General features: G+C 60.2%; 12 protein-coding genes and 1 pseudogene. 4 read left to right on the forward strand and 9 right to left on the reverse strand.

Annotated elements, in window-relative coordinates; translation table 11 throughout:
* Nucleotides 1-154 precede the first annotated feature (154 nt).
* From DWB67_RS01345 to DWB67_RS01360, 4 genes are all read right to left on the reverse strand, one after another.
* Entirely contained in the window at nt 155-697 is a 543-nt protein-coding gene (locus DWB67_RS01345; RefSeq protein WP_119805693.1) for a 5-formyltetrahydrofolate cyclo-ligase, read from the reverse strand.
* On the reverse strand, nt 694-2,091 hold the full coding sequence (mgtE, locus tag DWB67_RS01350; protein ID WP_119805694.1) for a magnesium transporter: 1,398 nt from the start codon (nt 2,089-2,091) through the stop codon (nt 694-696). Before mgtE ends, DWB67_RS01345 begins: the two co-directional genes overlap by 4 nt.
* Nucleotides 2,092-2,137: 46 nt before the next feature.
* Complete coding sequence (locus DWB67_RS01355; RefSeq protein WP_119805695.1) at nt 2,138-2,923, reverse strand: inositol monophosphatase family protein; 786 nt, start codon at nt 2,921-2,923, stop codon at nt 2,138-2,140.
* 117 nt (nt 2,924-3,040) lie between these two features.
* Nucleotides 3,041-3,400 (reverse strand): helix-turn-helix domain-containing protein, encoded by a 360-nt coding sequence (locus DWB67_RS01360; protein WP_119805696.1) that lies wholly within the window; start codon nt 3,398-3,400, stop codon nt 3,041-3,043.
* Nucleotides 3,401-3,587: 187 nt separating this feature from the next.
* Here DWB67_RS01360 and DWB67_RS01365 point away from each other — a divergent pair, with 187 nt between their 5' ends.
* Nucleotides 3,588-4,547 carry an NADPH:quinone oxidoreductase family protein gene (locus DWB67_RS01365; RefSeq protein WP_119805697.1) on the forward strand — a complete coding sequence of 320 codons (960 nt, stop codon included), beginning with the start codon at nt 3,588-3,590 and terminating at the stop codon, nt 4,545-4,547.
* Nucleotides 4,548-4,652: 105 nt separating this feature from the next.
* A complete protein-coding gene (locus DWB67_RS01370; RefSeq protein ID WP_119805698.1) occupies nt 4,653-5,399 on the forward strand; it encodes a Bax inhibitor-1/YccA family protein in 747 nt (248 codons plus the stop codon).
* Nucleotides 5,400-5,456: 57 nt separating this feature from the next.
* On the opposite strand, the gene DWB67_RS01375 is transcribed toward DWB67_RS01370, so the two are convergent.
* From DWB67_RS01375 to rplU, 4 genes and pseudogenes are all read right to left on the reverse strand, one after another.
* Nucleotides 5,457-6,455, reverse strand: coding sequence for an LLM class flavin-dependent oxidoreductase (locus DWB67_RS01375; RefSeq protein WP_119806141.1), 999 nt, complete (start codon nt 6,453-6,455; stop codon nt 5,457-5,459).
* 108 nt (nt 6,456-6,563) lie between these two features.
* Complete coding sequence (locus DWB67_RS01380; RefSeq protein WP_370453557.1) at nt 6,564-7,115, reverse strand: GNAT family N-acetyltransferase; 552 nt, start codon at nt 7,113-7,115, stop codon at nt 6,564-6,566.
* Between the two features lie 138 nt (nt 7,116-7,253).
* Nucleotides 7,254-7,526, reverse strand: a complete 273-nt coding sequence (rpmA, locus tag DWB67_RS01385; protein WP_119805700.1) for a 50S ribosomal protein L27 — start codon at nt 7,524-7,526, stop codon at nt 7,254-7,256.
* Nucleotides 7,527-7,562: 36 nt separating this feature from the next.
* Nucleotides 7,563-7,904 (reverse strand): annotated as a pseudogene (rplU, locus tag DWB67_RS01390) (50S ribosomal protein L21); the annotation flags it as partial.
* 264 nt (nt 7,905-8,168) lie between these two features.
* Between rplU and DWB67_RS01395 the strand changes: the two are divergent.
* Nucleotides 8,169-9,140 carry a putative zinc-binding metallopeptidase gene (locus DWB67_RS01395; RefSeq protein ID WP_119805702.1) on the forward strand — a complete coding sequence of 324 codons (972 nt, stop codon included), beginning with the start codon at nt 8,169-8,171 and terminating at the stop codon, nt 9,138-9,140.
* On the opposite strand, the gene DWB67_RS01400 is transcribed toward DWB67_RS01395, so the two are convergent.
* Entirely contained in the window at nt 9,137-10,954 is a 1,818-nt protein-coding gene (locus DWB67_RS01400) for an ABC-F family ATP-binding cassette domain-containing protein (RefSeq protein ID WP_119805703.1), read from the reverse strand. The genes DWB67_RS01395 and DWB67_RS01400 overlap by 4 nt on opposite strands.
* 157 nt (nt 10,955-11,111) lie before the next feature.
* On the opposite strand from DWB67_RS01400, the gene DWB67_RS01405 reads away from it, so the two are divergent.
* On the forward strand, nt 11,112-12,110 hold the full coding sequence (locus DWB67_RS01405) for a Fe(3+) ABC transporter substrate-binding protein (protein WP_119805704.1): 999 nt from the start codon (nt 11,112-11,114) through the stop codon (nt 12,108-12,110).
* The last annotated feature ends 44 nt before the right edge of the window (nt 12,111-12,154 follow it).

Here is a 12,154-nt window from a genome sequence, read left to right on the forward strand (position 1 = left end):
CGCGCCCGTTCCGATCGGTTTCAGCGGATGCTTGCGGGAAAGGACCGCCAAATCAATCAGCTGGCAAAAACAATCCCCGAGTTACCCACAGGCTTATGCGCCGCCCATCCCCAGCTTGCCAACAGTCGGTGCGAAATGCCACGACCGGCAGGATTCAGCGCAAAGGGGTCAGCGTTTCACGGTCGGTGATGATCAAATCCAGCGGCTGGTCGAATTCCTCGGCGGGAATGGCGGGCAATTCCTGACAGGCAAAGGCCAGACCGATGGCTGTTACCGGCCCCGATTCGCGCAAGATCTGCAAGGTCCGGTCGTAAAAGCCGCCGCCATAGCCGATGCGGTTTCCCGACCGGTCAAAGCCCGCCAGCGGCACGATCAGCACCTGCGGCGTCATCTCGGACGCATCGGGGCCAGGATGCGATGTGCCGAATGCGCCCGATTGTAACGGCTGTCCGTCCCAATGGCGAAAGACCAACGGACGGGCACGGCCCGCCACGACGGGCAGACACAGGGGGCCTGCGTGGGCGGCCATGGCAGCGCGGGGGTCAGCCTCGTCCCGCATGGGCCAGTATCCGGCCAGAACCTTGTTGCGATGGGGGGCAAGTGCTGCGATCAGATGACGGTTCAGGGCGGCGTGATCCCCGCCCTGTGCGCGCGCCTGCAAGGCCTGCTGGCGCAGGGTGTTCTTATCCGCCGTCACAACAGGATGGCCGAGGCAAGGCCCAGGAAGGCCATGAAGCCGATCACATCCGTCATCATTGTGACAAACGTCCCTGAGGCCAGTGCAGGGTCCGCCCCCAGCTTGTTCAGCACCAAGGGCACGGTAATGCCCGCCAAGGCCGCGACCAGCAGGTTGATGATCATCGCCATGCCGATCACACCGGCCAGCCAGACGTCGTGGAACCACAGGAAAGTAATGCCCGCCATGATGGCACCAAAGACCGCGCCGTTGATCAGGCCGACGGCGACCTCGCGCCGGACAACCCGCAGCGCGTTCGAGGCCGACAGATCACGCGTTGCCAGACCCCGCACCGCAACCGTCAGCGTCTGGGTGCCCGCATTCCCGCCCATCGAGGCGACAATCGGCATCAGAACCGCCAGCGCCACCAGTTGCGAAATGGCGCTTTCGAAAAAGGCGATGACCGCTGCGGCGGCCAGCGCCGTCGGGATATTCGTCGCAAGCCATGGCACCCGCTGGCGCACCGTCTGCCCCACACTGTCCGAGATGCTGGATTCGTCACCCACACCGGCCAGACGCAGGATGTCCTCCTCATGCTCCTCATCCAGAACCGCCATGGCGTCATCAATGGTGATGACACCGACCAGACGGTCATCGCTGTCCACGACAGGGGCCGAGATCAGGTGGTACTGGTTGAAGACATAGGCGACGTCAGCTTCGGCGGCATATGCGCTGATGGTGCGGAAACTGTCTTCGGCCATGTCGCGCAAGACCGCATCACGCCGCGACGCCAACAGACGGCCAAGGGTGACATAGCCCACCGCATGACGGCGCGGATCGACCATGATGATATGATAGAACTGTTCGGGCAGCCATTCTTCGCGGCGCAGGAAATCGATTGCCTCGCCCACGGTCCAGTGTTCGGGGGCGGTGACCACCTCGGATTGCATCAGACGACCGGCGGAATATTCGGGATAGGCCAGCGACTGGCGGACGGCGGCGCGGTCACTGTCGTCAAGGATGGCCAGAATTTCGTCGCGTTCGGGATCGTCCAGATCCTCGACCAGATCGACGACGTCATCGCTGTCCATTTCGCGCACGGCTTCGGCCAGAACGTGGCGGGGCAGCAGCTCCAGCACTTCCTCGCGAATGGATTCGTCGATTTCGGACAGAATCTCGCCGTCGATCTCGCCCGAATACAGTTCGATGAACAGGCGGCGGCGGGCGGGGGCCAGACGTTCGATCAGGTCGGCGATGTCCGCGCCATGCATCGGTTCCAGAAGCGCGTTCAATGCGGGCTGGTCACCGGCATCCATCGCCTGATCGATCAGCTCCATGAATTCGGAGCTGGGTGCGAAGTCACCGTCTTCGCGTTCGGGGGACTGATCCATTTGCAGGCGTGTGTCGTCGGTCATGCTGGCCCCTTGGACTGGTCATTATCAGGTATCTGGCGGGGCCGGATCAACCGGCAAGCAGGGCCATCGCGGCACGGTGCAGTTCCGGCGTGGCGGCGGCAATTACTTGCCCCCCTTGGGCGGCAGGACCACCCTGCCAGTCGGTGACGATCCCACCCGCGGCCTGCACAACGGCCAATGGGCCGGCGATGTCATAGGATTGCAGCCCGGCCTCGATCACTAAATCGATCTGACCAAGCGCCAGCAGGCCATAGGCATAGCAGTCCAGCCCGTATCGCGTCAGTTGCGCCTTTGCTGCGACACGACGAAAAGAAGCACCTTCAGCCGTGGTCCCCACCTCGGGGAAGGTTGTCATCAGGGTGGCACGTTCCAGCGGCACATCACGGCGCACCTGCAAGTCGCGGGTGCCATGGGGCCCCGCCAGCTGCGCGCGACCCAAACCGCCTTCGAAGCGTTCACCGGTATAGGGTTGGTCGATCATCCCATAGATCACGTCCTGCCCGTCCGACAGACCGATCAGCACACCCCAGCTGGTCGCGCCGCTGATAAAGGCACGCGTGCCGTCGATCGGATCAAGGATCCACGTCAGCCCGCTGGTTCCGGCAGTGGAGCCATATTCTTCACCAAGAATGGCATCATCGGGACGCAGACGCGCCAGAACCTCGCGCATGGCCAGTTCAGCGGCGCGGTCGGCTTGGGTCACGGGGTCGAAATCGGCGGGACGTTTGTTGTCGGCCACCAGATCGGTGCTGCGAAAAAGCGGCAGAATAGCATGTCGCGCGGCATCGGCCATCTCATGCGCGGTTTGAATGATCCGGGATGCATCCTGCATGGTGGTCTCCTGTCGTCGGTTGACGCAGGTTTAACCCAGACGCGGCGCAGGGACCAGCCGCCTTGGGGGTCTGTCGCCCCGCAGTTACGCACGGCGGGGCGACAGAATTTAGGCCGGTCAGGCGGCGTCGGACAAAACGCGGGCCAATTCAAAGATCTGGCGGCGCTGCACTTCGGGCATGGCATAGTATGCACGCACAAGTTGCAAAGCTTCCTTATCGGCGAACATGTCACCCTCGACCGTCGTCGGCATTACGCCGTCATGCAGCCCTTCAAAGAAAAAGCTGACCGGAACGTCAATTGCATGGGCAATATCCCACAGACGCGATGCAGAGACGCGGTTCATCCCCGTCTCGTACTTCTGGATCTGCTGGAATTTGATACCAACCTGATCGGCCAGTTGCTGCTGTGTCATTCCAATCATCCAGCGGCGATGGCGGATACGCTTACCAACATGAACATCTACACTATGCTTCATCGCTAACCTCACTCAATCTAAAGAGGTGATACGCCGACATATTGCTCTTTTCGAGCATCAAGTTGGTTAACATGCCCTTTCTTGACCAAAAGGACAGGTCCTGCATGCCCTTTTGGACCGATTGATAGACAGTGGCGACAAACCCGCCAAGGATGACGGCCCGCCCCGCGCATTTTCAGGAGGATATATGATTCGCGTTGCCCAGATCCCTGCATTCGATCAGGACCCTGTTATTTCCGAAGTTCCGGACCCCGTTCGCGCCAAGGGACAGATTCTTGTCCGTATGGGTGCATTTGCCCTTAATTTCGCGGATTTATTGAAGGCACAGGGCAAGTATCAGGAACGTCAGGACCCGCCTTTCGTTCCGGGCCTTGAAGGTGCCGGCACGGTGATCGAGACGTCAGAGGACTGCGGATTAGCCATAGGAACCCGTGTGTTGGTATCGACCCCCGGCACCGCGGCCCAGGTGATTTCGGTTGATCCGGGTGCTGTTCAGACCATTCCGGATAGCATGTCCTTCGAACAGGCAGCAGGGTTTCAAGTGGCTTATGGGACAAGTCATCTGGCGCTGGCCGGAAGGGGCGATTTGCGGGCAGGACAGACCCTGATCGTGCTGGGTGCGGCAGGCGGTGTCGGATTGACGGCGGTTGAAATCGGGGCGGCACTTGGGGCACACGTTATAGGGGTGGCCCGTGGGGCTGACCGGCTGGAAAGCGTTGCGGCTGCGGGGGCGCATCAGGTCATCGACAGCGCCACATGTCCTGATCTACGGGTCGCCTTGCGCGAACTGGGCGGTGCCGATGTCGTTTATGACCCCGTGGGCGACGCGCCGGGCAAGGCCGCTTTCGGCGCGCTGCGCCACGGAGGACGACATCTGATCATCGGCTTTGCGGGGGGCAAACCACCCGCCCTGCCCCTGAACCATGCGCTGGTGAAAAACATCGCCATCCACGGGTTCTTCTGGGGCGGGTATCGCAGCCTTGATCCCAAGGCGATACGTGGCAGCATGCAGGCCTTGTTCACCTTGTTCGAGCAGGGAAAACTGAACCCCGTCATGGGGAAGGTCCTGCCACTGGACAGGATTGCCGAAGGCTATGGCCTGCTGCGTGACCGCAAAGCGGTGGGAAAGATCATCATCACCCTATGACTGCGCCATCATGCCGCAAGCTTGGCATTGAAAAGAATCAACCGAACACCGATATTCAAGCACAAGCGGGGGCTTGCCCCGATGGCCTCACAGAGGGAGATTTCGATGGCAGACTATAACACTTATCGTACCGCGCAGGGCGTCGGCAGCCGCGCCGCAGCGGTTGACGAAGGCCTGCGGGCCTATATGAACAAAGTTTATGGGCTTATGTCGGTCGGCATGGGTGTTACCGCCGTCGCGGCCTATGGCATCTCGACGGCGGCTGTGACCGCTGATGGCCAGCTGACGGGTCTGGGTGTCGCGATCTACACCTCGCCCCTGAAGTGGGTGATCATGTTCGCCCCCTTGCTGATGATCTTTGCTTTTGGCGCTGCCATCAACCGTCTGTCGGTATCGGCGGCCACTGGCATGTTCTATGCCTTTTCGGCACTGATGGGCCTGTCGATCAGCTCGATCTTTCTGGCCTATACGTCCTTCTCGATCGTGCAGACCTTCCTTGTGACGGCAATTTCCTTCGCGGGTCTTTCGCTTTGGGGTTACACCACCAAGAAAGACATCTCGGGTTGGGGCAGCTTCCTGATCATGGGCGTGATCGGCCTGATCATTGCGTCCATCGTGAATATCTTCCTGCAATCCTCGGCGATGCAATTCGCGATTTCCGGTCTGGGCGTGCTGATCTTTGCAGGTCTGACCGCATATGACACGCAGAAGATCAAGAACACCTATCTGCAAATGGCAGGTTCGGGTTCGGATTTCCTTGGTAAAAGCGCCATCATGGGTGCGCTGACCCTGTATCTGGACTTCCTGAACCTGTTCATGTTCCTGCTGCAGTTCATGGGCAACCGCGACTGATCCGGTAACCTGAAACATGAAAGGCCCCGCCAAGCGATTGGCGGGGCCTTTTTCATATCAAGCGGTCCAAGGGGCGGGCATCTGCGACATAACCTCGGCGGCGATTTCAAAGCTGCGCAAACGCGCCTTGTGGTCGTGGATCTGGCCAGTCAAAATCACCTCATCGGGGCGATGCGTCTGCAACAGGGCCGACATCTGGTCGCGGACCTGAGTGTTGTTGCCGACAGCGCTGATTTTCAACGCACGGTCGACACCCTGCCGGACAGCTGCGCCGATTTCTGCGTCGATATCATGCACCGGACGCGGCAGCTTGCCCGGCATAGCGGTCCGCAAACGTGCAAAGGCCAGCTGCATCGTCGTGCGCAGATAGGCAGCCTCGGCCGGATCATCGGCGGCAAAGACATTCGCGGCCATCACGACATAAGGCTTTTGCCCCCAAGGCGACGGACGGAAGCGTTCACGATAGATCGTGATCGCGCGCTCCATGTCATCGGGCGCGAAATGGCTGGCAAAGGCATAGGGTAGACCCAGATGCGCGGCCAGCTGGGCGCCGAAAGTGCTGCTGCCAAGGATCCAGACCGGAACATGGGTGCCTTCGCCCGGAATGGCGCGAACGGCGGCATCGGGGCGTTCACTGCCGAAATACTCCAGCAGTTCGACCACGTCTTGCGGGAAAGTATCCGCGCTTGGGTCGCGCCGCAGGGCACGGATCACCGCGCCATCGCCCCCCGGCGCCCGACCCAGCCCCAGATCGATGCGATCGGGAAAGGCGGTGGCCAGCGTGCCGAATGCCTCGGCCACGGTCAGGGGGGCATGGTTGGGCAGCATGATGCCGCCCGCACCGACACGGATCTGCTTGGTGGCTTGGGCGACCAGACCGATCAGAACGGCAGTCGCTGCGCTGGCAATGCCGGGCATGTTGTGATGTTCCGCCAGCCAGAAGCGGCGATAGCCCCAGCTTTCGGCATGTTGCGCCAGATCGATGGTGTTGCGAATGGCATCCTGCGCCGTGCTGCCCTCGGGCACCGGCGACAGGTCCAGAAGCGAATATGGGATGTGCTGTGTCATGGGCAGGATTTAAGCCTGTCACAACGCTTTGCAATGGGTATGGCTTGCACAAAATGCAAAGGACTTCGGGGGGCGTTGAGGCCCCCCGATATCCGATCAGTCCATCTTGCGCAGATAGGTCCACGTCGGGACACGACCGTTGCGTGCCAAAGACCAGCTTTCGGCATCACCCAGATAGACAAAGCCGCAATTGGTCAGAACGCGGGCCGAACCTGCGTTGTCCTGAAACGCCTCGGCGAACAGGGTGCGGGCACCATGTGGATTGGCGGATACCAGTGCGGCCACAGCCTCGGTCGCGAAACCGGTGTTCCAGAAGCCCGCGCCGACCCAGAAGCCAAGCTCTGACTGGTCCCCCTCCATCCGGGTCAGGGACACAATGCCCAACAGTTCGGAAAGTTTGCTTTGTGACCCGTCAATCGCCCAGACATCTTCCTGACGATCATCAGCCAAGGCGCGCGCGACGAAATTTTCGGACGCGCCATGTGGCAGGGGATGCGGAATCGCGCGCGTGCCTTCAGCAACGCGACGGTCCGCGGTATAATGCGCGATCATACCGGCATCCGACGGACGCAGCGGGCGCAGGGTGAAACGTGTGGTGGGAATGATCGCCTGACTTAAAGACAGATCATTAACTTTGAGGTCATCCAAGCGGGTTCCCCCCCTCATCGGTGCAGACATTACCATGTTCCCTCCCCCGGAAACTGGCTGAAATCGAAAATGATTAAACAGCTGGGGGGACCGGCTTTCGCCGATCCCCCCCTTTAACATCGAAATGTTACGATTGGGTTACTCGGCAGCCTCGAGGGCAGCAGGAGTAATCGAGATAAAGGTACGACCCTTCAGGCCCTTCTTGAAGGTCACATGACCGTCGGTCAGTGCGAACAGGGTGTGATCCTTGCCCATACCAACGTTGACGCCCGGCCACCAGGTGGTGCCGCGCTGACGGGCAATGATGTTGCCTGCGATGGCTGCCTGGCCACCGAACAGTTTCACGCCAAGACGGCGACCAGCTGAGTCGCGGCCGTTGCGCGATGAGCCGCCTGCTTTTTTATGTGCCATGGATAATTCTCCTTACGCTTCAGCAACTTTGGTGCGCGCACCAATAGCAGCTTTCACACCGGTTTTCTCCGCGCCTTTTTCCAGCACGTCGGTCACACGCAACAGCGTCAGCTGCTGGCGGTGGCCACGGGTCCGCTGCGAGCTATGCTTGCGGCGGCGCTTGACGAAGGTGATAACCTTGTCAGCCTTGATCTGGTCGATGACTTCGGCTTGCACGCAAGCACCGTCGATCATCGGCGCGCCCAAGGTCGAGCCAACCATCAGAATGTCGTTGAACTGGACTTTATCGCCAGCTGCAGCATTCAGCTTTTCAACGCGCAGAACGTCACCCGCCTGCACTTTGTACTGCTTGCCGCCAGTTTTGAGAACCGCGAACATCGCTTCTTATCCTTTGTCAGCCGCGTCCTGCGGTCCCGAACAAGTCGGAGTTAACGGGTTGCCCCACCTTCGAACTGCGCACCCCCAAGGGGTGTTATTAAAAATAATCGACCGGCGAATAGGCCTATGGCCCCGCCGGTCTGTGCCGTTTGGCGCAAGACGCGTGTAAAGTCAACCCTTGCACAGTTGCCCCGCACCTGCGAACGGCAGGAACCCGACGGCTGTGGAACGACTTGTTCCCTGCCCATACAGGACCCGATAGCAATGCAACGTTTCAATTGTCCCTCATGCGGGACGCGCGCCTACTTCCACAATATGACCTGCACCTGCGGCGAGCCGTTGCATTACGACCCCGAAGCCTGTGCGATGGTCCTGCAGGCCAGTTCCTGTGCAAACCGTAACAGGATCGGCTGCAATTGGGCTGCGCCATCACAAGGGACATTCTGCGCGTCCTGCGCCATGTCGCAGGTGGTTCCGGTGCTGCATGTGGGTGACAACCAAAGCCTGCTTGCCGCGACAGAGCGCGCAAAACGCTGGGTTTTGGCCAATTTGGCACAATGGAGCTGGTTTACCAACCAAGACCCCGGCAGGCGTCCCTATTTCCTGATGTTGTCGGAAAATACCGGCGGACGTGCCCAGCAAATCATCATGGGCCATGCCGCAGGTGAAATCACCATCAACGTAACCGAGGCGGATGAACTGATCCGCCTGAAGCGCCAGCTGGATCTGGGCGAACAATACCGTTCGATGGTGGGTCACTTCCGGCACGAACTGGCGCATTTCCTGTTCGACCGTCTGTCCAGCAACCCCGACTTCCGCCCCGCGTTCCGCGAATTATTCGGGGATGAACGGCAGGATTACGGACAGGCGCTGAAAAACCACTATGCAAATCCTCGTGATCCGGGGCGTGACTACATTACAGCCTATGCCACCGCCCACCCGCATGAGGACTGGGCCGAAACGGTCGCGCATCTGTTACATCTGGTGGATTTTGCCGACAGCTTTGTCAGCGCGGGTCTGTCAATGTCCAGCGTCCCCGAGGAATTTAGCCCCTATCAGGAAACCGACACGCCACGACTGCTGTCGATTGCCGCCGAAATCGCGATTGCAGTGAATGACATCAATCGCGCCTTGGACAATCCGGATCTTTATCCTTTTGTCCTGACCGGACCGGTCAGGACAAAGATCGAATTCGCGCATGAATGGCTGCGCGACCATCTGGTCCGGGGGGCTTAACCCGCGGCTTTTTCTTCCAGCGCCATCCATTCTTCCTCGGCATCAGCCAAGGCAGCCTGACGTTCGCTAAGTGCCAGACTGGCCTTTTCGAATTTGGCCGGCGCGGTCGTGAACAGATCGGGGGCCGACATGAATTCGGTCAGCTTCGCGATTTCCGCCTCGAGCCGTTCGATGATGGCGGGCAATTCCTGCAGCCGGTGCTTTTCGGTGAAGGTCAGCCCCTCTTGCGGCTTGGCGGCTTGGGGGGCGGGCGTGGATGGACCGGTGCTTTTGGAAACAGGTGCCGCCGCTTCCTCGGATGCGGCAAGGCTGCGCTGGTGCAGGTAATCGGTCCAGCCACCGGCATAGGCGGTGGCGCGGCCATTCCCCTCCATCGCGATGGTCGTATCTGCAACACGGTCGATAAAGTCACGGTCGTGGCTGACCAGCAGGACGGTGCCGTCATATTCGCCCAGCAGATCCTGCAACAGGTCCAGCGTTTCCACGTCCAGATCGTTGGTCGGTTCGTCCATCACCAGCATGTTCGACGGCTTGGCCATCAGCTTGGCCAGCAACAAGCGCGCCTTTTCGCCGCCCGACAGGCTGCGCACGGGGGCGCGGGCCTGACCTTCGTCGAACAGGAAGTCCTTCAGATAGGCGACCACATGCTTGGGGTTGCCCCGCACCATGACCTGATCGGCGCGACCAGAAACGCTCATATCCGGATCGCCGGTCAGCGATTCCCACAGCGTCTGGTTGACGTTCAGCGCCGCACGGGCCTGATCGAAGACCGCGATCTCCAGATTGGTGCCCAAGGTGACCGTGCCCTGATCGGGGGCCAGTTCGCCGGTCAACATCTTGATCAGCGTCGTCTTTCCCGCACCGTTCGGGCCGACAAAGGCAATCCGGTCACCGCGCTGGATTCGCAGATCGAAAGGCGCCAGAATCACCCGATCACCAAAGGCTTTCGAGATTCCCTGAACCTCGACCACCTTCTTGCCGCTGGTCGGACCCGATTCCAGCGCCATGGCGGCGGTGCCCTGACGGCGGATCTGGCTGCTGCGTTCGCTGCGCAAATCGGCCAGGGCACGTACACGGCCCTGGTTGCGCTTGCGCCGCGCGCTGATGCCTTCGACGGCCCAACGGGCCTCGGCCTTGATCTTGCGGTCCAGCTTGTGGCGCGCATCGTCTTCGGCAGCCCAAGTGGCCTCGCGCCAATCCTCGAAGCCCTCGAATCCGCGTTCCTGCCGGCGGACCTGACCACGGTCGATCCACAGGGTCGCTTTGGTCAAACGGCGCAGGAAGGCACGGTCGTGGCTGATCAGAACGAAGGCCGCGCGGGTTTGCGAAAGATGTTCTTCCAGCCAGCCGATGGCCTGAATGTCCAAGTGGTTCGTCGGTTCGTCCAGCAGCATCAATTCCGGCGCACGCGCCAGAAGACGCGCCAATGCCGCGCGGCGACGTTCGCCGCCCGATGCGGTATCGACAGGGCGGTCGGGGTCAAACTTCAACCCTTCGGCGGCCATATCGACCAGATAGCCTTCGCTGTCATCCAGCCCGTCACGGGCGAAATCGCCAAGCGTGGCAAAGCCCGACAGGTCGGGGTCCTGTTCCATGTAGCCGGTCGAAACACCGGCAGACAGGACCACGTCGCCCTTATCGGGTTCGACAAAGCCTGACATGACTTTCATCAGGGTCGATTTGCCTGATCCGTTGCGCCCGACCAGCGCGACGCGGTCGCCTGCCTGGACGTTCAACGAAAGACCATCGAATACGGGATCGCCACCATAGGTCAGCGAAATCTCGGAGAGTTGTAATAGGGGTGCTCGTGCCATGCTTGCGCCCTATCCTGCGGCCCGTCTTCGGTCAATCCACCCCGTGCATCCAATCCTACGAAAGACGCTACACGTTGTCGCAAGGTCATGCCTGAATGATTGACAGATTCCATCGGGAATGGCAGTCCCGACCCATATGTAGATGACAGGAGCTATCATGCGTCACCTGATCCTTGCCTCGCTTATGGGGGCCACCGCCCTACCCGCCTTCGCGGAAGAAGTGAATGTCTATTCCCATCGCCAACCAGAACTGATCCAGCCGCTGTTCGATGCCTTCACCGAAGAAACCGGCATCACGGTGAATATGGCCTTTGTCGACAAGGGCATGGTTGAGCGCCTGCAGGCCGAAGGCGACCGTTCGCCCGCCGATCTGGTGCTGACCGTCGATGTCGCCCGTCTGGGCGAGGTGAAGGACGCAGGCGTGACCCAAGCGGTCGAGGACCCGATGCTGGACGTCATTCCCGCAGGCATGCGCGATGTGGACAACCAGTGGTTCGCGCTGACGACCCGCGCCCGCATCGTCTATGCCGCAAAAGACCGTGTGGCCGATGATGAAATCACCACATACGAAGATCTGGCCAATCCCAAATGGGAAGGTCGCATCTGCACGCGCAGCTTTACCAGCGATTACAATGTCGCCCTGACCGCCGCCTTTCTGGCCCACCACGGCGAGGAAGAGACATTGGCATGGCTGGAAGGCATCAAGACGAACCTTGCCAAACGCCCCGAAGGCGGAGACCGCGATCAAGTGAAATCCATCTGGGCCGGCGAATGTGACATCAGCCTTGGCAACACCTATTACATGGGCGCGATGCTGAAGGATGACGAACAAAAAGAATGGGCCGATTCGGTTCGCATCATTTTCCCGACCTTCGAAAATGGCGGCACCCATATCAACGTATCGGGCGCGGCCATGACAAAGGCGGCTCCCAACCATGACGCCGCACTGAAACTGATGGAGTTTCTGGTCAGCGACGAAGCCCAGCATATCTATGCCGAAACCAACAACGAATTCCCTGTGAAGGACGGCGTTGCAAAATCCGATCTGGTGGCCAGCTGGGGTGAATTCACCCCCGATGATCTGGCATTGTCGGAAATTTCCGATTTGCGCCCCAAAGCGCTGGACCTGATCGAACAGGTCAATGTCGACGGCTGATTATTTCATCTGATTTGCATAATAAATCAAGGCGCAAGCATTAT

The sequence above is a fragment of the Paracoccus sp. JM45 genome, from assembly GCF_003590715.1.
Taxonomy (GTDB): Bacteria; Pseudomonadota; Alphaproteobacteria; order Rhodobacterales; family Rhodobacteraceae; genus Paracoccus.